This window comes from Cupriavidus sp. 207A1, assembly GCF_057798955.1.
On the sequence record NZ_JBYOJO010000022.1, the window covers coordinates 12,960 to 33,879 of the forward strand.

General features: G+C 69.4%; 22 protein-coding genes. 12 read left to right on the forward strand and 10 right to left on the reverse strand.

From position 1 onward, the window contains the following. The first annotated feature begins 1 nt into the window (after window position 1). Window positions 2-265, forward strand: a complete 264-nt coding sequence (locus AC3FMM_RS28990; protein ID WP_414249430.1) for a DUF1289 domain-containing protein — start codon at window positions 2-4, stop codon at window positions 263-265. Continuing rightward, a complete protein-coding gene (locus AC3FMM_RS28995; protein WP_414249431.1) occupies window positions 235-1,191 on the forward strand; it encodes an MBL fold metallo-hydrolase in 957 nt (318 codons plus the stop codon). The genes AC3FMM_RS28990 and AC3FMM_RS28995 overlap by 31 nt, the downstream gene beginning before the upstream one ends. A 118-nt stretch (window positions 1,192-1,309) precedes the next feature. On the opposite strand, the gene AC3FMM_RS29000 is transcribed toward AC3FMM_RS28995, so the two are convergent. From AC3FMM_RS29000 to AC3FMM_RS29025, 6 genes are all read right to left on the reverse strand, one after another. Continuing rightward, entirely contained in the window at window positions 1,310-3,505 is a 2,196-nt protein-coding gene (locus AC3FMM_RS29000; RefSeq protein WP_488687851.1) for a TonB-dependent receptor, read from the reverse strand. Window positions 3,506-3,664: 159 nt separating this feature from the next. Continuing rightward, window positions 3,665-4,066 carry a hypothetical protein gene (locus AC3FMM_RS29005; RefSeq protein WP_326348689.1) on the reverse strand — a complete coding sequence of 134 codons (402 nt, stop codon included), beginning with the start codon at window positions 4,064-4,066 and terminating at the stop codon, window positions 3,665-3,667. Then, complete coding sequence (locus AC3FMM_RS29010; RefSeq protein ID WP_116312046.1) at window positions 4,056-5,339, reverse strand: GTP-binding protein; 1,284 nt, start codon at window positions 5,337-5,339, stop codon at window positions 4,056-4,058. The genes AC3FMM_RS29005 and AC3FMM_RS29010 overlap by 11 nt, the downstream gene beginning before the upstream one ends. Window positions 5,340-5,573: 234 nt before the next feature. Next, window positions 5,574-5,993 carry an RNA polymerase-binding protein DksA gene (gene dksA / locus AC3FMM_RS29015; protein ID WP_010813282.1) on the reverse strand — a complete coding sequence of 140 codons (420 nt, stop codon included), beginning with the start codon at window positions 5,991-5,993 and terminating at the stop codon, window positions 5,574-5,576. Window positions 5,994-6,603: 610 nt separating this feature from the next. Continuing rightward, entirely contained in the window at window positions 6,604-7,689 is a 1,086-nt protein-coding gene (locus tag AC3FMM_RS29020; RefSeq protein ID WP_414249433.1) for a CobW family GTP-binding protein, read from the reverse strand. A 28-nt stretch (window positions 7,690-7,717) separates the two neighbouring features. Continuing rightward, window positions 7,718-8,239 carry a Fur family transcriptional regulator gene (locus AC3FMM_RS29025; protein ID WP_115707802.1) on the reverse strand — a complete coding sequence of 174 codons (522 nt, stop codon included), beginning with the start codon at window positions 8,237-8,239 and terminating at the stop codon, window positions 7,718-7,720. A gap of 105 nt (window positions 8,240-8,344) precedes the next feature. On the opposite strand from AC3FMM_RS29025, the gene AC3FMM_RS29030 reads away from it, so the two are divergent. The 5 genes from AC3FMM_RS29030 to AC3FMM_RS29050 all read left to right on the forward strand — a co-directional run bounded on the left by AC3FMM_RS29030 (window position 8,345) and on the right by AC3FMM_RS29050 (window position 13,186). Further along, window positions 8,345-9,244, forward strand: coding sequence for an alpha/beta fold hydrolase (locus AC3FMM_RS29030; RefSeq protein ID WP_488687855.1), 900 nt, complete (start codon window positions 8,345-8,347; stop codon window positions 9,242-9,244). 280 nt (window positions 9,245-9,524) lie between these two features. Next, entirely contained in the window at window positions 9,525-10,511 is a 987-nt protein-coding gene (locus tag AC3FMM_RS29035) for a tripartite tricarboxylate transporter substrate-binding protein (protein WP_115707806.1), read from the forward strand. Window positions 10,512-10,746: 235 nt separating this feature from the next. Further along, entirely contained in the window at window positions 10,747-11,283 is a 537-nt protein-coding gene (hslV, locus tag AC3FMM_RS29040; protein ID WP_115707807.1) for an ATP-dependent protease subunit HslV, read from the forward strand. Window positions 11,284-11,348: 65 nt separating this feature from the next. Further along, window positions 11,349-12,680, forward strand: coding sequence for an ATP-dependent protease ATPase subunit HslU (gene hslU / locus AC3FMM_RS29045; protein WP_115707809.1), 1,332 nt, complete (start codon window positions 11,349-11,351; stop codon window positions 12,678-12,680). Window positions 12,681-12,892: 212 nt separating this feature from the next. Beyond that, complete coding sequence (locus tag AC3FMM_RS29050; protein WP_115679152.1) at window positions 12,893-13,186, forward strand: hypothetical protein; 294 nt, start codon at window positions 12,893-12,895, stop codon at window positions 13,184-13,186. Between the two features lie 77 nt (window positions 13,187-13,263). Here the strand turns inward: AC3FMM_RS29050 and AC3FMM_RS29055 are convergent, their stop codons facing one another. Both AC3FMM_RS29055 and AC3FMM_RS29060 read right to left on the reverse strand, forming a co-directional pair. Continuing rightward, a complete protein-coding gene (locus tag AC3FMM_RS29055) occupies window positions 13,264-13,875 on the reverse strand; it encodes a response regulator transcription factor (protein ID WP_115679153.1) in 612 nt (203 codons plus the stop codon). Beyond that, window positions 13,872-15,266 (reverse strand): ATP-binding protein, encoded by a 1,395-nt coding sequence (locus tag AC3FMM_RS29060; RefSeq protein ID WP_115707813.1) that lies wholly within the window; start codon window positions 15,264-15,266, stop codon window positions 13,872-13,874. The genes AC3FMM_RS29055 and AC3FMM_RS29060 overlap by 4 nt, the downstream gene beginning before the upstream one ends. A 186-nt stretch (window positions 15,267-15,452) precedes the next feature. On the opposite strand from AC3FMM_RS29060, the gene AC3FMM_RS29065 reads away from it, so the two are divergent. Then, window positions 15,453-15,935, forward strand: a complete 483-nt coding sequence (locus AC3FMM_RS29065) for a copper chaperone PCu(A)C (protein WP_115707815.1) — start codon at window positions 15,453-15,455, stop codon at window positions 15,933-15,935. A gap of 25 nt (window positions 15,936-15,960) precedes the next feature. Here the strand turns inward: AC3FMM_RS29065 and AC3FMM_RS29070 are convergent, their stop codons facing one another. After that, on the reverse strand, window positions 15,961-16,896 hold the full coding sequence (locus tag AC3FMM_RS29070) for a LysR family transcriptional regulator (RefSeq protein ID WP_115707817.1): 936 nt from the start codon (window positions 16,894-16,896) through the stop codon (window positions 15,961-15,963). 93 nt (window positions 16,897-16,989) lie between these two features. Here AC3FMM_RS29070 and AC3FMM_RS29075 point away from each other — a divergent pair, with 93 nt between their 5' ends. Further along, entirely contained in the window at window positions 16,990-17,544 is a 555-nt protein-coding gene (locus AC3FMM_RS29075) for a DMT family transporter (RefSeq protein WP_488687860.1), read from the forward strand. On the opposite strand, the gene AC3FMM_RS29080 is transcribed toward AC3FMM_RS29075, so the two are convergent. Further along, window positions 17,493-17,744 carry a cysteine-rich CWC family protein gene (locus AC3FMM_RS29080; protein WP_116312049.1) on the reverse strand — a complete coding sequence of 84 codons (252 nt, stop codon included), beginning with the start codon at window positions 17,742-17,744 and terminating at the stop codon, window positions 17,493-17,495. The genes AC3FMM_RS29075 and AC3FMM_RS29080 overlap by 52 nt on opposite strands. A 381-nt stretch (window positions 17,745-18,125) precedes the next feature. On the opposite strand from AC3FMM_RS29080, the gene argB reads away from it, so the two are divergent. From argB to slmA, 3 genes are all read left to right on the forward strand, one after another. Beyond that, window positions 18,126-19,043 (forward strand): acetylglutamate kinase, encoded by a 918-nt coding sequence (gene argB, locus AC3FMM_RS29085; RefSeq protein WP_039008462.1) that lies wholly within the window; start codon window positions 18,126-18,128, stop codon window positions 19,041-19,043. A gap of 72 nt (window positions 19,044-19,115) precedes the next feature. Continuing rightward, window positions 19,116-20,066, forward strand: coding sequence for a pyrimidine 5'-nucleotidase (locus AC3FMM_RS29090; protein ID WP_116313216.1), 951 nt, complete (start codon window positions 19,116-19,118; stop codon window positions 20,064-20,066). Then, window positions 20,063-20,725 carry a nucleoid occlusion factor SlmA gene (slmA, locus tag AC3FMM_RS29095; protein WP_115707820.1) on the forward strand — a complete coding sequence of 221 codons (663 nt, stop codon included), beginning with the start codon at window positions 20,063-20,065 and terminating at the stop codon, window positions 20,723-20,725. Before AC3FMM_RS29090 ends, slmA begins: the two co-directional genes overlap by 4 nt. The last annotated feature ends 195 nt before the right edge of the window (window positions 20,726-20,920 follow it).

Sequence of the window (20,920 nt, forward strand, 5' to 3'; positions counted from 1 at the left end):
CATGGCTACGATGCCCCGCTCGCCCGGTGCGCTCGCCGCGGAATTGGCCAGGCAGGCCGACGCCGCGATGCAAGCCACCCCGGTGCCGTCGCCGTGCCGCAACGTCTGCCGCATGGACCCGTCGAGCGGCTATTGCGAGGGCTGCCTGCGCACCATCGAAGAGATTGCCGGCTGGTCGTCGGCCGGCGACGAGGACAAGCGCCGCACCTGGGCGCAGCTGCCGCGGCGCGCCGCATGGCTGGCGGGCGAGGAGACATCGTCGTGAGCGAAAGCACCGTGCCGCGCTTGCCGGCCACCATGCGCGTGTTCGAGCGTGGCTGGCTGTCGGCCAACAACATCCTGTTTGCGGACGGCGACGATACCGCGCTGGTCGACACCGGCTACGTCACCCACGCGCCGCAGACGGTGGCGCTGGTGGCCTCGGCGCTGCAGGGCCGGCCGCTGGCGCGCGTGATCAATACCCATCTGCACTCGGACCACTGCGGCGGCAATGCCGCGCTGCAGGCACGCTGGCAGCCGCGCACCGCGATCCCCGCGGCCGAGGCCGGGGCCGTGGCGGCGTGGGATACCGATGCGCTCAGCTACAAGGCCACCGGCCAGCAGTGCGACCGCTTTACCTTCGACAGCGTGCTCAACGACGGCGACACGCTGCGCCTGGGCGGCATCGACTGGCAGGTGGTGGCGGCCCCCGGCCATGACCCGCACGCGGTGATGCTGTTCGCGCCCGCCGAGCGCATCCTGATTTCTGGCGATGCGCTGTGGCAGAACGGTTTCGGCGTGATCTTTCCGGAACTGGAGGGCGAGAGCGGCTTCGCCGAACAGGCGGCCGTGCTGGCGCGCATCGAGCAGCTCGACGTGCGCGTGGTGATTCCCGGCCACGGCAGCGTGTTCACCGACGTCGCCGCGGCGGTCGAACGCGCGCAGGGGCGCCTGGCGTACCTGAGCGCCGACCCTGCGCGCAATGCCGCGCATGCGGTCAAGGTGCTGGTGAAATTCAAGCTGCTCGAGGCGCAGCGGATGACGCTGGCCGCATTGGCCGCGTGGATGGAGGCGGCGCCGCTGATGGCGCACATGCGCGAGCGCTTTATGCCGGAGCAGCAGATGGCGGAGATCTGCGCGCAGACGGTGGGAGCGCTGGCGCGGGTGGGGGCGGCGCAGGTCGAGGGGGAGTGGGTGGTGAATCGGGATTGATTGCCCCCGACGCCGCGCCTAATGGCGAGGAAGCCGTCGCCCATGGTGGTTTGCTCCCCGCTCCCGCAAGCGGGAGAGGGAGCACGCAATCGGGATGCGTCGCCCGGCGGCAGGCCGGTCAGAAGGACGTCCTGAACCCCACCTTCACACTTCTTCCCGCCAGCGGCGCGATATCCCGCAGGATCGACGCCGAGTTGCGCGCGTCCTGGTTGGTCAGGTTGTCGCCGCGCAGGTACACCAGCGTCTGCGTGCCCGCCACCTTGAACTTGTAGGTCAGCGCCAGGCTCAGCAGCGTGTAGGCATCGGTCGGCGTGTCGTTGGACGGCACGCGCGTCTGCTTGGCCGCGTAGGTGACATCGACGCGCGCGCCCCAGGGCCCGGCGCCATACACCAGCGCGCCGCCCAGGCGCAGCGGCGCCAGCCGCGGCAGCGGCTCGCCGGTGTCGCGGTTTTCCCCGCGCACGTAGTCGGCGCGTGCCTCGAAGTCCAGCGTGTCGCTGCTGGTCAGCATCTTCTGCAGCAGGCGCGTCTTGCCTTCGGCCTCGAAGCCGTACAGCGTGGCGGGCACGCCCAGGTACTGGAATTCGGGCAGCGCATCCGGGCTGCCGACCGCGACCACGTCGCCGGCCTCGTCGCGCGCGCGGCCGGTGGCGCTGAGCGCGAGGTAGTTGGCAAAGCGGCTGTAGTAGCCCGACACGCCGGCGCTGTGCGCGCCTGACTTGAAGCGCACGCCCAGGTCGATCGAGGTCGCGCGCTCCTTGTTGGCATTGGGATCGCCGACTTCCCAGGCGCCGGTGGCGACGTGGGGGCCGTTGGCGTACAGCTCGTAGAAGGTCGGCGCGCGTTCTGTGTAGGACAGGTTGCTGGTCAGCGACCACGCCGTGTTCATCTTGTACAGCAGGCCGGCCGAGGCGCTGGTGGCGTTGAAGCTGCGGCTGGCGTCGGCGAAGCGGTCGTTGCCGTTGGCGCTGGCCTTGACGCTGCTGTGGTCGAGCCGGCCGCCGAAGTTCAGCTTCAGGTCGCCGCCGGCGGTCAGGGGCAGTTCCTCGAATACGAACAGCGCCGCATTGTCGGTGTTGGTGCTGGGCACGAAGGCCTCCTCGCCCAGCGCCGAGAAGTTGGTGTGGCCAAACTGCGTGCCGACCACGCCGGTCAGGTTGCCGATCTTGGCGTGCCGGGCCTCGAAGCGCGCATCCCAGCCGCGGTTCTTGAAGATCGTGCCGGTTTCGCCGTCCTCGATTTCGCGGTGCTCGTAGTCGGTGAAGCTGACCTTGCCCTTGACCGACTCGAGCCAGCCGCCGGTGTTGCCGGCCAGGTTGCGTGCCTCGCCTTCCAGCGCGAAGCGGTCCTGCTTCATCTTCAGCCGCACCGCGTCCTCGGCGGGCGTGCCGTAGTCGTTGCGGTAGGCGCTGTAGTTGGCGCCGAGGAAGCCATCGGCCCAGGTGTAGGAGCCGCCCAGCGAGCCGCCCTGCTGGTCGGCGCTGGTGTTGGGGAGGCGGCCGTAGGGCTCAGCCTCGCCTTCGGGCAGCGGCTCGGTGTTGCGCAGCCGTTCGCTGCGCGCGTAACCGGGGATGCGCAGGTCGCTGGTCTTGCGCGCGAAGGCGTCGGCGTGGACGGCAAACTTGCCGTTGCCGGCCTCGATCAACGCGCTGGCGTTGCGGGCCTGGTCGCCGCCGGCGGTGGCGCTGGCATCGACCGCGCCACCTACGCCTTCGATGGGCTCCTTGGGGATGCGGTTGTCGATCACGTTGACCACGCCGCCGATGGCATTGCCGCCGTACATCAGCGCCGCCGGGCCGCGCACGACTTCGATGCGCTCGGCCACCAGCGGATCCACCGGCACGGCGTGGTCGTAAGACAGCGTGGACGCGTCGACCGTGGTGCCGCCGTTCTGCAGCACCTTGATGCGGTCGCCGTCGAGGCCACGGATGACCGGCCGGCTGGCGTTGGGGCCGAAGTAGGTCGACGATACCCCGGGCAGCTTGTCGAGGGTCTCGCCCAGCGTGCTGGCCTGGCGCACCGCCAGCGCGTCGCCGCCCAGTGTGGAGACCGGCGCTACCATGTCGTTCAGGTCGCTGCCCAGCGGGTTGGCGGTGACCACGACTTCGCGCAGCGTGGCCCCGGCCGGGGTGGCTGGAGCGGCGGCGGGAGCGGCATCGGCGGCCGGCGCCGCGGCGGTTTGCGCGAGCGCGGCGGGGGCTGCGAAAGCGGCGGCCAGCGTGGCGGTCAGGGAGGCGGCAAGCGCCGCCAGCGGGGTCAGGCGCGGGGCGGCAGGCTGGGTGTAACGGCGGGCGGTGTAACGGTTCTTCGACATGGCGCGCGGAGCAATGCAGTGGCGATCGGCCCGGCTGGCACGGCGGCGTCCGGCCAGGCACGGCGCGCCCGCGAGGGGCGTGGCGGCGCGGCCGGAAGGGCGCGTGTTCAGCTCGGAATGCGTAAGACGGCGGGTGCGCGGCGCTGGCCGCGTCCCGGATCAGGCGAGGGCGATGGCCGGCGCCGGCGGGGCGCGCGATTGGAACGGATGGGACGAGGGCAGGTCGGGCCAGCGCCAGGCCAGGCTGGCCGGCTTGACCGGCTTGCCGAAGGCAAGCTGCAATGGCGGCAGCTTGCCGCAATGCGTGTCGGCGACGGTGGCGCCATCGAACAGCACGCACGAGTGCCCGCTGAAGGCCTGCGCCAGCGTGTGCGGGTCAGTGTCGGACGCGGCGGTGGTGTCGGCAACCGCCGGGGCGCCAGCCGGTGCCAGCAGGCCGCCGTGGACGATGCGGTGGGTCAGTCCGGCATGCTGCGCCAGCAGCAGGCACAGCGCCAGCCACAGCGCGGACCAGAGGCCCGGGCCGTGCGCGCGCAGGCGGGCGAACCAGTCAGTGCGCATGGGGGTGGCCGCCCGGGTGGCCGTGATCGTCGGCGGGATCGCCGCAACCGCAGTCATCGCCATGGCTGTGATCGTGGCCGTGATCGTGGTCGTCGTCGAAATCATCGACCCAGGCCGGGAACGGATCCGGATAGGCGGCCCAGGCCTCCACCCCTGCGGCGATCTCGGCATCGCTCAGCAGGCAGGCATCGAGACGCGCCTGCAGCGCGGCGTGGTCCAGGTCCAGGCCGATCAGCACCAGTTCCTGGCGGCGGTCGCCGAACGGCGCCGGGGCGCCGCCGTCGTGCATGTCGGCTTCGACTTCCGCGCGCTCGTCGGCGTCGGCCGGCCATTCGGCCGGATCCAGCGCGGCCCACCAGGCGCCGGCCCCGCCATGGCGGCAGACGCCGCCGGACTGGTTCCAGTCGCCCGCGGTCTCCATGCGGCTGGCCAGCCAGAACAGTCCTTTGGAGCGCAGCACGCTGCCGTGCTCGCGCAGCCATTCGGTATGGATCAGGTCGGCGAAACGTTGCGGGTGGAACGGGCGGCGGCGGCGGTAGACCAGCGTGGAAACCCCGCTGGCCGCGTCCGCCGCGGATACTTCGCCACGCAGCGCGGCGAGCCAGCCGGCGCCATCGGCGGTGGCTTCGAAATCAAAGCGGCCGGTACCCTGCGCGCGCCCGGGCGGCACCTTGCCGAAGCTGGCTTCGACGATGTCGGCGCGCGGGTTCAGCGCCTGCAGCGCCGCGCGCAGCCGCGCCAGGTCCGCGGCGCCGACGAGGTCGGCCTTGTTCAGCACGATCACGTCGCAGCCTTCGATCTGCGCCACCAGCACTTCGGCCACGGTGCGGTCGTCGTCCTGGCCCTGCGCCAGGCCACGGTCGGCGAGGAATTCGGCTTCGTTGAGGTCGCGCAGCACGGTGGCGGCATCGACCACGGTCACCAGCGTGTCGGGCTGCACGGCCGCGTCGGGCCCCGCGCCATGCTCGGCCTCGAACAGGAAGCCTTCGGCGATCGCCAGCGGCTCGTCCAGGCCGTCGGCCTCGACCAGCAGCGCGTCGAAACGGCCCGTGGCGGCCAGCCTTGCGGCTTCGGCGAGCAGCGGCTCGCCCGACGGCAGCAGCGTGGCCTCGCAACCGGGCGGCACGGGCGCCAGTGCTTGCCCGTCCTGCGCGCCGCAGACCAGCACGCCGACACGCCCGCCGGCGCCATGCGCGAGCAGGTGGTTCAGCAGTGAGGTCTTGCCGGCGCCGGCAAAACCGGACAGCACGGTGACGGGCAGGCGATCAGCCATGGCAGCAGCAGGGAATGTGGAGGAGGCAACGCAGCGCGCAAAGGTCGCGGGCGCGTTGTTGCAACAAGGTTGCGAATTTACCAGAAAGGCCGCGGCGGCAACAGCCGGATGATTCTCAATGTCAGGCCGTGGCCCTGGCGCGACAAGGGCTGGTGCGCGGCCCAAAAACAAACGGCCCGGATACCCGGGCCGTCATGTTGCGCAGGCTGCGCCGGCTGGCCGGCGCGCCGTGCTTCAGTCGCCGAACAGCTTCTGGCGCAGTTCGCGGCGTTGCTGCGCTTCCAGCGACAGCGTCGCGGTGGGGCGCGCCAGCAGGCGCGGCACGCCGATCGGCTCGCCGGTTTCCTCGCACCAGCCGTAGTCGCCGGACTCGATGCGCTGCAGCGACTGTTCGACCTTCTTCAGCAGCTTGCGCTCGCGGTCGCGCGTGCGCAGTTCCAGCGCGTGTTCTTCCTCGATGGTGGCGCGGTCGGCCGGATCCGGCACGATCACGGTTTCGCGCAGGTGCTCCGTGGTCTGGTCAGCGTTCTTCAGGATTTCGTCGCGCAGCTGTTCAAGGCGGTGCTTGAAGAAGGCGAGCTGCGCTTCGTTCATGTAATCCTTGTCGCTCATCTTCAGGATTTCAGCTTCAGTCAGAAGTTTGTTGCTGCTCATGGTTGCTGCTGATTCTCTTGTTGATGCGGCCGGCGGCGTCTCAGTCCGCGCGGGTGCGCTGTCCGCGCGCTTGCGCGCCACGGTTGTTTCACTCTGGCTGGCTGCAGTCTTGCTGCTTCGCGGGCCTCCCTTCCTTGCGCCCGCTTCGGCGTTCGCCGTACTGCCGCGGGGAGCGGGCGCGGCCTTCACAGGCTGCGCCTTGAGCGTCTCTGCCGCTGCACTACCAGTCTTGCTGCGGCTTTCTTTGGTCTTCGTTGCGGCTGTCATGGGGACACCTCTCTCTCGCGTCAGTCAGTGACGGCGCGCGTCGGGGCACCCCAAGCGGAACAGGCGGTCTCCGCACGAAGCACTGCGACCGCACCTGCTGGCGGCCTGCCTCATGCTGACGACAACCGCCGCCCTGCAAGTCCACCGGCAAGCGGTGGACCGGACACCGGCGGCGGGAAAAAGGTGCGCCACCGGTATCAAATCCGGCCTATTGTACTTGAACAAATTTTTCGGAGATATGGGGAAAACCGGCTGGCGCTTCGGTATTTCCCCGGTACCCCGAACGGGGGGCAGCCGCGCGGCGGTGTCGGAAGGGATGCCGCCCATGGGACGGCAGGCGCACTCAGGCCAGGCAGTTCTCCAGGCCCTTGAGGATGGCGTCGCGGGGCAGGTCCACGCCGATGAACACCATGCGCGTGCCCGGGGTTTCGTCTTCCCACTTGGCACCGATGTCGCTGCCCATCAGCTGGTGAACGCCCTGGAACACCACTTTGCGGTCCACCCCCTCCATATATAGTACGCCCTTGTAGCGCAACAGTTTTTCCCCGTAGACCGCGAGGATTCCGGACAGGAATTCTTCCAGCTTGCCGTAGTGGAACGGCTTGTCGCTGCGGAACACGAACGAGGCGATGCGGTCGGTGTGATGATGGTGGTGATGGTGGTCGTGCGCATGGCCGTGGGCGTGCCCATGGTCGTGGCCGTGATCATGGCCGCAGTCGGCGCCGCAATGCTCGCCGTGTTCGTGGTCATGGTCGTGGTCGTGGTCCTCGGCGCGCAGGAATTCGGGGTCGATCTCGAGCTTGGCGTTCAGGTTGAAGCCGCGCAGGTCGAAGATGGTGTCGATCGGGGCCTCGCCGAAATTGACCAGGCGGATCGGCGCGCGCGGGTTCATATGCAGCAGGCGGTGGCGCAGCTCGGCCACGTCGCCTTCGCTGACCAGGTCGGACTTGGTGATGAAGATGGCGTCGGCAAAGCCGACCTGGCGCTGCGCCTCTTCCTGCTGGTCCAGCTGCAGGTGGGCGTGCTTGGCGTCGACCAGAGTGATCACTGCGTCGAGCAGGTAGCGCGAGGCGATTTCCTCGTCCATGAAAAAGGTCTGCGCCACCGGGCCGGGGTTGGCCACGCCGGTGGTCTCGATCACCACGCGGTCGAAGGCGATCTCGCCGGCGTCGCGGCGCGTCAGCAGCGTCGACAGCGCCTGTACCAGGTCACCGCGGATGGTGCAGCAGATGCAACCGTTGCTCATTTGCACGATCTGCTCGCGGCCGTCCTGCACCAGGATCTCGTTGTCGATGTTCTCTTCGCCGAATTCGTTCTCGATCACGGCGATCTTCATGCCGTGCTGCTCGTTCAGGATGCGCTTGAGCAGGGTGGTCTTGCCGCTGCCGAGGAAGCCGGTCAGGATCGTGACCGGAATCAGTTTGGACATTGTTGTTTCTCCGGGAAATGAGTGCCGGTCAGTGGGCGGTGCGCGAACGCTTGCCGCACTCGGCGCAGACGCCGTTCACGGTCAGCTCGACATGTTCGATGGCAAAGCCGCTGGGCACGCGCGGCGCGGCCGGCTGCGCCGGGGCGGCGGCATCGTCCAGGCAGAAGGTGCGGTCGCAGCGGGTGCAGTGGAAATGGCTGTGCTGGCGATGCTCCTGGGCGCGCGCGGCTTCGTGCTCGACCAGGCTGAAGCGGAACACGCGGTCGTTGCCGGCGCGCTTCTGCGCCACGCCCTGGTCCACCAGCCAGTCCAGCACGCGGTAGACGGTGACGCGGTCGATGGTTTCGCCGGCCTCGGGCAGCCGGTCGATCACGGCCTGGTGGGTCAGCGCCTCGTCGCTGCCGATCAGGCACGCCAGGATGCACAGCCGCGGCTGGGTCACGCGCGCGCCGAGCCGGCGCAGGCGCTCATGGGCGGCCTCCAGGGCCGCCGGGGTCGGGATTGCCGGTTCCGGCGCCAGGGCCGGCCGGTCCGGACTGGGACGGGTCATGGCCGGATTTAACCATAGCCCCACGGTTGTTGCAATTCAGTTGCGTCAGCCGCGACGGCGGATTGCGCCTATGATCGGCACAGGACCACCTGAGCGGAGACCCTCATGCTGAATGACGCGAGCGCGCTGCTGTTCCCGAATTTCGAACCGTTCCGGCAACAGGTCGGCGAGGTCGAGATCGCCGGGGTGCGGGGCGGCTCGGGGCCGCCGCTGCTGCTGTTGCACGGCCACCCGCAAAGCCACCTGATCTGGCACCGGGTGGCGCCCGCGCTGGCCGACCACTTTACCGTGATCGCCACCGACCTGCGCGGCTATGGCAGCAGTGCGGCGCCGCCCGGCAATGCCGGCCACGAGCGCTACAGCAAGCGCACCATGGCGCAGGACCAGGTGGCGCTGATGGCGGCCCTCGGATTCCATCGCTTTGCGCTGTGCGGCCATGACCGCGGCGCGCGCGTCTCGCACCGGCTGTGCCTGGACCATCCCGACGCGGTCAGCCGTGCCATGCTGCTCGACATCGCGCCCACGCTGGCCATGTACGAACGCACCAGCATGGCATTTGCCGCGGCCTACTGGCACTGGTTCTTCCTGATCCAGCCGGCGCCGTTCCCCGAGACCCTGATCAATGCCGAGCCCGATTTCTATATCCAGAAGCTGATGGGCCTGCGCCACGCCGGCCTGGCCGCGTTCGCGCCCGATGCGATGGCCGCCTACACCGCGGCAATGCGCGACCCGGCGCGCGTGCACGCCATGTGCGAGGACTACCGCGCGGCGGCTACCATCGACCTCGAGCACGACCGCGCCGACCGCGAGGCCGGGCGCCGCCTGGCGCTGCCGCTGTGCGTGCTGTGGGGCGAGCACGGCGTGGTGGCGCGCTGTTTCGAGCCGCTGGCGCTGTGGCAGGAGGTGGCCGCCGACGTGAGCGGGCGCGCGCTGCCCTGCGGCCATTACATTCCCGAGGAAGCCCCTGAGCCGCTGCTGGAGGAAATGCTTGGTTTCTTCCGCTAGCCGGCGGCGGCTGTCGCGAAACGCGGAGTTTGTGGGCGATTGCTGCCCTATCTTGCGCCATATGCCGTGGATTGCAGGCGGGTTAGCCCCTATACCTGTGCATTGTCTGGTGTTGCTAACATCATCCCCCGCCCTTGCGGTTTACGGCAGGGGCAGCGGCGCCAGCCGGCCTTGGTCCAAACGCGGCTAGTGAGACCGCGCCAGAGCGCCCCGCGCGAGCAGGGGCCCGGCCGGCGGCAAGGCATTGCATGACGGGTATCGAAGGAATCAGGAGAAGAGCATGAAACGAGTGGCAAAGACGATCGCGGCCGCGCTGGCAGTCGGCGTGATGGGCGTTGCGGCGGGCGCGTACGCGCAGGAATTCCCGGGCGGCAAGCCCATTTCGGCCGTGGTGCCGTTCTCGGCCGGCGGCCCGACCGACAAGGTGTCGCGCGAGCTGACCGCGATCATGTCCAAGCACCTGGGCTCGACCATCGTGATCGAAAACCTGGGCGGCGCCGGTGGCACCATCGGCGCCAAGAAGGTGGCCCAGGCCAAGAACGACGGCCACACCGTGCTGATCCACCATATCGGCATGGCCACGGCCCCGGCGCTGTACCGCAACCTGGGCTTCGATCCGCTGAAGGACTTCGAGATGGTCGGCGAGATCGCCGACGTGCCGATGATCCTGGTTGGCAACAAGCAGCTGCCTCCGAACACGTTCAAGGAACTGCTGCCGTACATCAAGGCCAACGCCGCCAAGCTGTCGCTGGCCAACGCCGGCATCGGCTCGGCCTCGCACCTGTGCGGCCTGCTGTTCCAGAGCGCGATCCAGACCGAGCTGACCACCGTGCCGTACAAGGGCGCGGCGCCGGCGCTGACGGATATCCTGGGCGGCCAGGTCAACCTGCTGTGCGACCAGACCACCAACCTGGCGGGCCACCTGAAGGCCCACTCGGTCAAGCCGTACGCAGCCATGCAGGCGCGCCGCGTGGAAGCGTTCAAGGACGTCCCGACGGCAGCCGAGCAGGGCATGCCGAACGTGGAAGTGAAGGTCTGGCACGCCATGTACGCGCCCAAGGGCACGCCCAAGCCGGTGATCGACAAGCTGTCGGCCGCCCTGCAGAAGGCCGTGGCCGACCCGGCGTTCCGCGCCAAGATGGCCGAGCTCGGCGCCGAAGCGGTGACGGCACAGCGCGCCACGCCTGAATCGCTGCGCACCTACCTGAGCGCCGAAATCAACAAGTGGACCCCGGTGATCAAGAAGGCCGGCGTCTATGCGGACTGATCGATCGGACTAAGCCGATGGAGTGATTCATGCGGCGCGCTGGCCTGCCGGCCGGTGCGTTGTGCCGAAGGGCCATGCCTTGCGCATGGCCCTTTTTGTTTGCGGGGCGGCGCAACCAGCGGTGGCGGGCATCCTATATTGGTCAGACTGCCGCCGCCGGCGAGGTGCGCGACAGGCCTTGAAACCGTGCCGGGGCGTCGCCAACTACGGTCCTGACATATTCACGGAAGCCACCATGGAACAGTATCACGGCACTACCATCGTCAGCGTCCGCCGCGGCAATCAGGTCGCGCTGGGCGGTGATGGTCAGGTCACGCTCGGCAATATCGTGATGAAGGGCACCGCGCGCAAGGTGCGCCGCATCTACAACGGCAAGGTGCTGGTCGGGTTTGCCGGCAGCACCGCCGACGCCTTCTCGCTGCTGGACCGCTTCGAGGCCAAGCTGGAGAAATACCAGGGCAACCTGACGCGCGCCGCGGTCGACCTCGCCAAGGACTGGCGCTCGGACCGCGCGCTGCGCCGGCTCGAGGCCATGCTGATCACCGCCGACCGCGATACCACGCTGGTCATCACCGGCAACGGCGACGTGCTGGATCCCGAAGGCGGCATCGCCGCGATCGGCTCGGGCGGCGCGTATGCGCAGTCGGCGGCCAAGGCGCTGATCGAGAACACCGAGATGGCGCCGAAGGACGTGGTCGAGAAGGCGCTGACCATCGCCGGCGAGCTCTGCATCTATACCAACACCAATTTCGTCATCGAGACGCTGGAATAAGCCGCTGGCACCAGCGGGGGCCGGCGTACGCCCCCCGCGCACCGCGCCCCAACTGAACGGATACCATGTCGCACACCATGACCCCGTCGGAAATCGTTTCCGAACTCGACAAGCACATCATCGGCCAGAACAAGGCCAAGAAGGCCGTGGCGGTGGCGCTGCGCAACCGCTGGCGCCGCCAGCAGGTGGCCGAGCCGCTGCGCCAGGAAATCACCCCCAAGAACATCCTGATGATCGGCCCGACCGGCGTCGGCAAGACCGAGATCGCGCGGCGCCTGGCCAAGCTGGCCGATGCGCCGTTCATCAAGATCGAAGCCACCAAGTTCACCGAGGTGGGCTATGTCGGCCGCGACGTCGACACCATCGTGCGCGACCTCGCCGAGATGGCGATCAAGCAGACGCGCGAATCCGAGATGAAGAAGGTGCGCACCAAGGCCGAGGACGCCGCCGAGGACCGCCTGCTCGACGTGCTGCTGCCGCCGCCGCGCGATATCGGCTTCTCGCAGCCGGAAGAGAAGGATTCCAACACGCGCCAGGTGTTCCGCAAGAAGCTGCGCGAAGGCCAGCTCGACGACAAGGACATCGAGCTCGAGGTCTCCGCCGGCATGCCGAGCATGGACATCATGGGCCCGCCGGGCATGGAAGACATGACCGAGCAGATCCGCACCATGTTTGCCGGCCTGGGCCAGGGCAAGAAGGCGCGCCGCAAGATGAAGGTCAAGGAAGCCTTCAAGCTGCTGATCGACGAAGAGGCCGCCAAGCTGGTCAATGACGAGGAACTGAAGCACAAGGCCATCGCCAACGTCGAGCAGAACGGCATCGTGTTCCTGGACGAGATCGACAAGATCGCCAGCCGCAGCGATATCGGCGGCGGCGAGGTGTCGCGCCAGGGCGTGCAGCGCGACCTGCTGCCGCTGGTCGAAGGCACCACGGTGAACACCAAGTACGGCATGATCAAGACCGACCACATCCTGTTCATCGCCTCGGGCGCGTTCCACCTGTCCAAGCCGAGCGACCTGATCCCCGAACTGCAGGGCCGCTTCCCGATCCGCGTGGAACTGGAGTCGTTGTCGGTGCAGGACTTCGAGGCCATCCTGACGCAGACCGATGCCAGCCTGACCAAGCAGTACCAGGCGCTGCTGAACACCGAAGAGGTCAATCTGGTGTTCGCGCCGGACGGCATCCGCCGTCTTGCCGAGATCGCGTTCTCGGTCAACGAGAAGGTCGAGAACATCGGCGCGCGCCGGCTCTATACGGTGATGGAGCGGCTGCTGGAGGACCTGTCGTTCCATGCCAGCAAGTCGTCCGGCGAGACCGTGACCATCGACGCCGCGTACGTCGACCAGCGCCTGGGCGACCTCGCCGGCAACGAGGACCTGTCGCGCTACGTGCTGTAAAGTGCGCGGCATGGCAAAACGAAAGGCGCACTGCGGTGCGCCTTTTTTCATGTCCGTGCGTTTCCACCTGCCACATCGCGGTAAGGCTCGTAAGCAATGGTAAGCCCGCTGGCCGGCGTGGCCGGGCGATGCGACCCTTGCGCACCTTGACGGTCGATTGACCGGTGCGGGAGCCACCGCATCCCCCTCAACCCACTGGCAGGAGAAATCACATGGTCCATTACAAGACCCGCCGGGTGGTGCTCGCCACGGGCGGCCTGCTGGCCGCGCTGGCCGCCGCCACGGCCTTCCTTTGCATCCGTCCGGCGATGCCGGCGGCCGAGGCCGCGCAATCGGGCACCCTCGGCGCGGCCGCCGCCGCGGCGGCAACGCTGGCGCTGGATTCGGGCGCGCTGTTCACGCTGGCGGACCGCCATGCCGGCGATGCCATGCGCATCGCCGACAGCGGTGCGCCGCCGGACGGTGCCGACGGCCTGGACTGGGACTACGTCCAGTTGCGCCTGTAACGCGGCGCCATGCCACGCCATGCAAAAGGCCGCGCACGTGCGCGGCCTTTTGCATTGGGGAACCCCGTTCAGCGCCTTCAGCGTGATACCGGCCGCTTGCCCAGCTTGCGCTGCAAGGTGCGCCGGTGCATGTTCAGCGCGCGCGCGGTGGCGGAGATATTGCCGCCATGCTCGGCCAGCACGCGCTGGATATGCTCCCACTCCAGCCGTGCCACCGACAGCGGCACCGGTTCTTCCAGCGCGGCCTGCGCCGCGTCTTCCGACACGCCCGCCATCAGCGCGGTCAGGATCGAATCGACATTGGCCGGCTTGGCCAGGTATTCATCGGCGCCCTGCTTGACCGCCGCCACCGCGGTGGCGATGCTGGCGTAGCCGGTCAGGATCAGGATGCGCGCATCGGGCAGGGCCTGGCGCAGCGGCGCCACCAGCTGCAGCCCGGACTCGGCGGGCGCGGTGCTGCCGGCTTCGGGCGGCGGCTCCAGGTGCAGGTCCAGCGTGACGTAGGCAAAGTCGGTGCGCGCCGCCAGCGCCAGCGCGGTGCGGCCGTCGTGCGCCACCGCCACGGCATAGCCGCGGCGCGTCAGCGCGCGCGCCAGCGTGCCGGCAAAGACTTCGTCGTCGTCGATCACCAGGAAGGGCGTGCCGGCCGGTGCGGTGGCTTCGGGTACCGGGGTAAGGGGTTCGGTCATAACGCAGAAGGCATGGTGGCGGTGGCGGCCGCCGACGTGGAAAGCGTGGAGAGCGCGGGCAGGCGCAGTTCGGCGACGGTGCCGCCGCCAGGGCGGTCATGCCAGGCGAGTTCGCCGCCCATCTGGCGGGCGGCGCTTTGCGCCAGGTACAGGCCGATGCCCTGGCCGCCGTGCTGGCTGGCCACCGGGGTTTCGCCGAGCTGGCCGCGCAGCGCTTCGGGGATGCCGTCGCCGTGGTCGGCAACGCGGAACGACAGCCACGGCGCGGTATTGCCGGGGGCCATGGCGATCTGCAGCTGCAACGGCTGCGCGCCGCGGCTGGCGGCCTGCTGGCTGCGCGCGGCGTTGTCCAGCAGGATGGTCAGGATCTGGCCCACGCGCGCGGCTTCCACTGCCTGCGCGCCGGCGCCCGGCGTGGCCACGGCCTGCAGGCTGGCATTGGGATGGCGCAGCTGCCAGCGCTCGGCAAACGCCGGCAGCCAGCCGTCGATGCGCTGCGGCGCCAGCGTGGCCGGATCTTCGCGCAGCCGCGCCAGGGTCGAGCGGCACAGCGCCAGCTGCTGCTCCATGGTCTGCAGGTCGGGCAGATAGCCGCTGATGGCGGCGGCGCCGCGGCCGGCGTCGGAGGCATCGGCGCGCAGCTCGCCGGCAATCACCGCCAGCGTCGCCAGCGGCGTGCCGATTTCATGCGCCACCGCGGCGGCCTGGCCGTTCAGGTCCTCGACGCGCGCTTCGCGCAGCAGCTGCTCGCGCGCCAGGTTCAGCTGCGCCTCGCGCTGGCGCAGCACGCCCGACAGGCGCGCCACGAACAGCGCGATCATCACCGCGCTGGCGACGAAGTTCAGCCACATGCCGGCCAGGTGGTAGGTCACCGCGTTGTCCGGGTTGTGCAGGTCCAGCGGCACGTATTCGATCAGCAGCACCGTGTAGCAGGCCAGCGCGTACAGCGCCAGCGCAATCACCTGGCGCCACGGCAGGATGGCCGCGGCGATGGCCAGCCCCGGCAGGTAGAACGAGACGAACGGGTTGGTGGCGCCGCCGGTGTAGAACAGGATCGCCGACAGCGCGGTCAGGTCGACCAGCAGCTGGCCCATCAGCTCAGCCTCGCCGGGCGCGCTGTTGCGCCGCGTGTGCTGGCGCAGGCGCAGGCCGGTGAGCAGGTTGAACAGCGCCTGCAGCCCCAGCACCACCAGCAGCGGCGTGTAGGGCAGGCGGATGCCGGCAATCGGCTCGCACACCAGCACGGTCAGCGCCTGTCCGCCCAGCAGCGCCCAGCGCAGCCAGAACAGCCGGCGCAGCGTCACCTGGCCATGGCGTGCCGAACTGCCAGCCGGCAGGGGCGACAGGAACGGGAAGTCAGGCAGGCGGGTCACGGCTGGGGCGGGGCGCATGGCGCGAGTGTATCAATGCCGCCGCGGGGCGCCGGCGCGTGCGACACCTTGCCGCATTGGCGCGTTGCCGCGCCGGCTGCCAGACTGGCTGGTTGCGTTGTCGATCGCGCGTGCCGGGCGGCTACGGCGGGCTCGGGCATGGGCGGTCCCCGCATGGTCTAATGTCTGCTTTCAGGAGAGCCTTTGATGCAAGCCAAATTCCGCCCGGCCACGCTGGCCGCTTCCTTTGCCCTGGCCGCCACGCTGGCATCGGGCGCCGCGCTGGCGCAGGTCGATGTCAGCAGCGCCTGGGTGCGCGGCACGGTGCCGACCCAGACCGCTTCGGGCGCCTTCATGGTGCTGCACGCGCACCAGGACGCAAAGCTGGTCGGCGTCTCGTCGCCGGTGGCGTCGGCCGAGCTGCACGAGATGAAGATGGAAGGCAACGTGATGCGCATGCGCCAGATCAAGTCGCTGGACCTGCCCAGGATGCAGAACGTCGAACTGAAGCCGGGCGGCTACCACGTGATGCTGATGGACCTGAAGGCCCAGCTCAAGCCCGGCGATACCGTGCCCATCACGCTGAAGATCGAGCAGGGCGGCAAGGTGATCGAGCAGAAGGTCACGGCCGAGGTGCGCAGCATGGTGCCGGGCGCCGCCAGCGGCGGCCACGGCGAGCACAAGCACTGACCGGCGGCCGGCCCGCGCCGGGGCGTCAGCCGCGCAGGCTGATCGGCTCGTCCGCTTCCGGGCTCGACGCCGCCGCCAGCACGCGCTCGCGCAGCCAGGCGTGGGCGGGATCGGCCTCGGTGCGCTGGTGCCAGATCATGCTGAAGGTGAAGTCGTCCAGCGCGAACGGCGGCGCAAACACGGCGTAGCGCGGATCGTCTTCCAGCGCGGCCAGGCTGCGCCGCGCGGTGGTCAGCACCAGGTTGGTCCCGGCGATCAGCGCCGGCGCCACGCTCCAGTGCGGCACCACGCAGGCGATCTTGCGCCGTCCCCCCAGTTTGGCCACGGCCGTGTCGATCGCATCCATGCGTTCGCTGTGCGTGGCGACCAGCACGTGCGAGCGCGCCAGGTAGGCCACCTGGTCGAGCCGGCCGGTATCGCGCACGGTGGCGGCATCGACCGCGCAGGCATAGCTTTCGCGGAACAGCTCGGCGGACTGCACGCCTTCGGGCTGGTGGCTGAATACCCCCAGCGCCATGTCGATCTCGCCATCGGCCACCTGCGCGGTCATGCCCTCGCGGCTGGCCTGCGACACCACAAGGTCGATATTGGGCGCGGCCCTGCGCACCGCGCGCAGCAGCCGCGGCAGCACCACCAGCGCGCCGTAGTCGGACATCGCCAGCCGGAAGCTGCGCCGCGCGGTGGCCGGCTGGAAGCCGCTCGGCCCCAGCAGGATGCGCACCTGCGCCAGCGCCTCGGCCAGCGGCCCCGACAGCTCGTGCGCGCGCGCGCTCAGCACCAGCCCGCCCTTGCCGCGCACCAGGATGGGATCGTCGAGCAGCTGCCGCAGCCGCCCGAGCGCATGGCTGACCGCCGGCTGGCTCAAGTGCAGCCGCAGCGCGGCGCGGGAGATATGGCGCTCCGCCAGCAGCGCTTCCAGCACCACCAGCAGGTTGAGGTCGATTCCGCGTAGGCTATTCATTCGGCGAATATTAAACGTACGAAAGCAGAATTGGAAATTCGCAAAGCGATATTTCAAACTGCTGGCATCGCATCTTGCCCTATGGAGCGCGCCATGTCAGGCACCCAGCTGTCGTTTTCGATCCCGTCATCGCTGTGGCTGCCGCTTGGCACCGCCGTGCTGGCCGGTGCCGCGATCCCGTTCCAGGCCGGGGCCAACGCCACGCTCGGGCGCATGCTTGGGCATCCGCTGTCGGCCACGCTGGTGTCGCTGCTGGTCAGCCTGGTGGCGCTGCTGCCGGTGCTGTGGCTGATGCGGGTGCCGCTGCCGTCGCCGGCGGCGCTGGCGCAGGCGCCGGCCTGGTTGTGGAGCGGCGGGGTGCTGGGGGTGTTCTATATCTCGGCCGCGCTGATCATGGCGCCCAGGCTGGGCGCCGCCGGCTTCATTGCCGCGGTGGTGGCCGGGCAGGTGCTGGCCGCGCTGCTGGTCGACCAGTTCGGCCTGGCCGGGTTTGCGGTGCGCGCGCTGACCCCGGCGCGGATGGCCGGCGCTGCGCTGATCGTGGCCGGGATGCTGGCGATGCAGTGGGACAGCGGTGCGGCCGTTGCGCCGGCGCGTCAGCCGGCCGCTGGACCGGGTACGGAAGCGGGTGCGGATTCCGCCGTCTGACCAGCCCGCCGCGCCGCCAGGCACGCCGGACACAGGCAGTGCTGGCCCGGCACGATGTGCCGTGCCGGCAGCAGCGGCTGGCTGGCGCACCAGCACTCGGGCAACCCCGCCACGTAGCCGCAGACGAAGCCGGCGCCGCAGCGGCTGCAGGATTCGACCGGGCGCAGCTGGCCTGTCAGCACCGCGGCGGGGTTGCTCATCGCTGCCTCCGCGGGGCTGGCGGCATGGACGGGATTCGGTCGGGCGAGCGGCAGATGGCTGCGGACATGAGGGTCAGGATTCGGGAACACTGCGGGGAACACTGCGCCGCGGTGCAGGCCAAATGGCTGAGAAGGCCGGCCGGCAAGGCCGCGCTTGTTGCATCGACGGAACGCGCCGGTGCCCCGCAGGCCGCTTGCAGCCGCTTCGCCGTGCCCGGTTGGGCCGGCGCGCTTTCGCCCCGCGCGGTTTCTTGTAAAATCGGCGCCTGCCGTGGCCGGATGGCGCACTTTCGGGCGATCCCCGGGGGCGATCCGTCGGGCTTCCCCCCGGGGACGCGGCGGCTTAGCCATCATACCTGTTGATTCTCACGGATGTCCCCCATGAACGCCGACAACCCTGGGCCTGCCGCGACCGCGGTGGCCGCCATCGCTCCCGCACTGAAGGCCGAGATCCTCGCCGAGGCCCTGCCGTATATCCGCAAGTTCCACGGCAAGACCATCGTGGTCAAGTACGGCGGCAATGCCATGACCGAAGAGAAGCTCAAGCACGGCTTCGCGCGCGACGTGATCCTGCTCAAGCTGGTCGGCATGAACCCGGTGGTGGTGCACGGCGGCGGCCCGCAGATCGACGAGGCGCTGAAGAAGGTCGGCAAGGTCGGCACCTTCGTGCAGGGCATGCGTGTCACCGACGAAGAGACCATGGAAGTGGTCGAGTGGGTGCTGGGCGGTGAAGTCCAGCAGGACATCGTGATGCTGATCAACCAGTACGGCGGCCAGGCCGTCGGCCTGACCGGCAAGGACGGCGGCCTGATCCGCGCCAAGCGCCTGCAGATGCCCGACCGCGAGAACCCGGGCGCGTTCATCGACATCGGCTACGTCGGCGACATCGAGGCGATCAACCCGGCGGTGGTCAAGGCGCTGCAGGATGACGCCTTCATCCCGGTGATCTCGCCGATCGGCTTCTCCGACGACGGCCAGGCCTACAACATCAACGCCGACGTGGTCGCCGGCAAGATGGCCGAGATCCTCAAGGCCGAGAAGCTGGTGATGATGACCAACATCCCGGGCGTGATGGACAAGAAGGGCAACCTGCTGACCGACCTGTCCGCGCGCGAGATCGAAGAACTGTTCGCCGACGGCACCATCTCGGGCGGCATGCTGCCGAAGATTTCGTCGGCGCTGGACGCGGCCAAGAGCGGCGTGCATTCGGTACACATCATCGACGGCCGCATCGAGCATTCGCTGCTGCTGGAAATCCTGACCGAGCAGGCCTTCGGCACCATGATCCGCTCGCACTGAGCGGAGCCCCGGAGCGGCGCCGGCCACGGCCGGCCGCTCCGGCATATCCCACCACCTTCCGAGTTGCCCGGCGTGCCTTCCAGTCTTTCCTCACCGCGCCGTGTCCGCGCTCGCCTCCGCCGCCGTCCCGCGGGCGATACCTCGGGCGGCACGGTCTGGCTGTTCGATCTCGACAACACGCTGCACGATGCCTCGCACGCGATCTTCCCGGCGATCAACCGGCTGATGACCGCGTACGTGGCGCGCGTGCTCGGCTGCGACGAAGCCACCGCCAGCCGCGTGCGCGTGGACTACTGGCAGCGCTACGGCGCCACGCTGCTCGGCATGATCCGCCACCACGGCGTCGACCCGGCGGACTTCCTGCGCGCCGCGCATGAGTTCCCCGCGCTGGCCGAGATGGTACGGGTCCGGCGCGGCCTGGCCGCGCACCTGCGGCGCCTGCCCGGGCGCAAGATCCTGGTCACCAACGCGCCGCAGGACTATGCGCGCGCGGTGCTGGACATCGCCGGCATTCGGCACTGCTTCGAGCGCGTGGTGGCGATCGAGCAGATGTGGGTGCACGGGCATCTGCGGCCCAAGCCGGACCGCCGCATGCTGCGCCGGCTGCTGGCGCAGGCCCGCATCGCGCCGCATCGCGCGGTGCTGGTCGAGGACACGGTGTCGCATCTCAAGCGCTACGCCGGCACCGGCATCCGCACCGCGTGGGTGACGGGCTACCTGCGCACGGTCGCGCCTTCACGACCGCACATGGTGCCCGCCGCGCCCGCCGCCGCGCATGACGACGGCAGCCGCCGCGACGCCGCGGTGCGCTCGACGCTGCAGGCCGAGGACCGCCGCCATGCCGGCCACGCCGTGCAGGAGCGCTCGGTGACGCTGGTGGCCGCCGAGACCCAGGCGCCGCAGGCGCAGCCCGGCAACGTGCCGCGCGTGCGCGCGCGCGTGCCGAACCGGCCGGCCTATGTGGACATAAAAGTACAATCGATGCATCAACTCCAACGACGAATGCGGAGAACCGGGTCATGACGCAAAGCAACGGGCGCGAACCAGAGGCGGTCATCACGGGCAGCGAGCCGGACGCCGACCAGCAGCCGGCGCTGCCGGCGCGCAAGCGTCCGCGCCCCGGCGAGCGCCGCGTGCAGATCCTGCAGACGCTGGCGACCATGCTGGAGCACCCGCGCGGGGAGAAGATCACCACCGCGGCGCTGGCCGCGCGCCTGAGCGTGTCCGAGGCGGCGCTGTACCGGCATTTCGCCAGCAAGGCGCAGATGTACGAGGGGCTGATCGGCTTTATCGAGCAGACCGTGTTCGGCCTGATCAACCAGATCACCGACAAGGAAGAGCACGGCCTGCGCCAGGCGCACGCCATCGTGCGCATGCTGCTGTCGTTCGCGGAAAAGAACCCGGGCATGACGCGCGTGCTGACCGGCGAGGCCTTGGTGGGCGAGCACGAACGGCTGCAGGAGCGCATCAACCAGGTGGTGGACCGCATCGAGGCGTCGCTGCGCCAGTGCCTGAAGGTCGCGGTGACCCAGGCCGCGTTTCCGGCGGATGCCGATATTCCCGCGCGCGCCGCGCTGATCATGGCGGCGGTGCAGGGCCAGTGGCACCGCTATGCCAAGAGCGGTTTCCGCAAGTCACCGTCGGACCATGCCGAGGCGCATCTGCGCGTGCTGCTGGGCTGAATGCAACCAGCCGGGCCGATTGCTCTATAATTGCCCGGTCGCGCCGATTTGATGACTGGCTTGCGGGCGCGCGGCAGCCACGGACAGGGTCCCGATGGCTCGCCACTATAAATGCGGCTAAAGAGGTTGGGTCGGCGCCCCATGCCACCACGGCAGTGGATGGCGCCGGCACGCGGAATCCCGCAAGGAATCCAG

Coding starts and splice junctions, on each gene's coding strand:
- AC3FMM_RS29070 (WP_115707817.1), bottom strand. CDS start 16,896: ATGAATAGCCTACGCGGAATCGACCTCAACCTGCTGGTGGTGCTGGAA.
- AC3FMM_RS29075 (WP_488687860.1), top strand. CDS start 16,990: ATGTCAGGCACCCAGCTGTCGTTTTCGATCCCGTCATCGCTGTGGCTG.
- AC3FMM_RS28990 (WP_414249430.1), top strand. CDS start 2: ATGGCTACGATGCCCCGCTCGCCCGGTGCGCTCGCCGCGGAATTGGCC.
- AC3FMM_RS29020 (WP_414249433.1), bottom strand. CDS start 7,689: ATGTCCAAACTGATTCCGGTCACGATCCTGACCGGCTTCCTCGGCAGC.
- AC3FMM_RS29010 (WP_116312046.1), bottom strand. CDS start 5,339: ATGGCTGATCGCCTGCCCGTCACCGTGCTGTCCGGTTTTGCCGGCGCC.
- hslV (WP_115707807.1), top strand. CDS start 10,747: ATGGAACAGTATCACGGCACTACCATCGTCAGCGTCCGCCGCGGCAAT.
- AC3FMM_RS29035 (WP_115707806.1), top strand. CDS start 9,525: ATGAAACGAGTGGCAAAGACGATCGCGGCCGCGCTGGCAGTCGGCGTG.
- AC3FMM_RS29025 (WP_115707802.1), bottom strand. CDS start 8,239: ATGACCCGTCCCAGTCCGGACCGGCCGGCCCTGGCGCCGGAACCGGCA.
- AC3FMM_RS29055 (WP_115679153.1), bottom strand. CDS start 13,875: ATGACCGAACCCCTTACCCCGGTACCCGAAGCCACCGCACCGGCCGGC.
- AC3FMM_RS29060 (WP_115707813.1), bottom strand. CDS start 15,266: ATGCGCCCCGCCCCAGCCGTGACCCGCCTGCCTGACTTCCCGTTCCTG.
- AC3FMM_RS29030 (WP_488687855.1), top strand. CDS start 8,345: ATGCTGAATGACGCGAGCGCGCTGCTGTTCCCGAATTTCGAACCGTTC.
- slmA (WP_115707820.1), top strand. CDS start 20,063: ATGACGCAAAGCAACGGGCGCGAACCAGAGGCGGTCATCACGGGCAGC.
- dksA (WP_010813282.1), bottom strand. CDS start 5,993: ATGAGCAGCAACAAACTTCTGACTGAAGCTGAAATCCTGAAGATGAGC.
- AC3FMM_RS29005 (WP_326348689.1), bottom strand. CDS start 4,066: ATGCGCACTGACTGGTTCGCCCGCCTGCGCGCGCACGGCCCGGGCCTC.
- AC3FMM_RS28995 (WP_414249431.1), top strand. CDS start 235: ATGGCTGGCGGGCGAGGAGACATCGTCGTGAGCGAAAGCACCGTGCCG.
- AC3FMM_RS29080 (WP_116312049.1), bottom strand. CDS start 17,744: ATGAGCAACCCCGCCGCGGTGCTGACAGGCCAGCTGCGCCCGGTCGAA.
- argB (WP_039008462.1), top strand. CDS start 18,126: ATGAACGCCGACAACCCTGGGCCTGCCGCGACCGCGGTGGCCGCCATC.
- AC3FMM_RS29065 (WP_115707815.1), top strand. CDS start 15,453: ATGCAAGCCAAATTCCGCCCGGCCACGCTGGCCGCTTCCTTTGCCCTG.
- AC3FMM_RS29000 (WP_488687851.1), bottom strand. CDS start 3,505: ATGTCGAAGAACCGTTACACCGCCCGCCGTTACACCCAGCCTGCCGCC.
- AC3FMM_RS29050 (WP_115679152.1), top strand. CDS start 12,893: ATGGTCCATTACAAGACCCGCCGGGTGGTGCTCGCCACGGGCGGCCTG.
- hslU (WP_115707809.1), top strand. CDS start 11,349: ATGTCGCACACCATGACCCCGTCGGAAATCGTTTCCGAACTCGACAAG.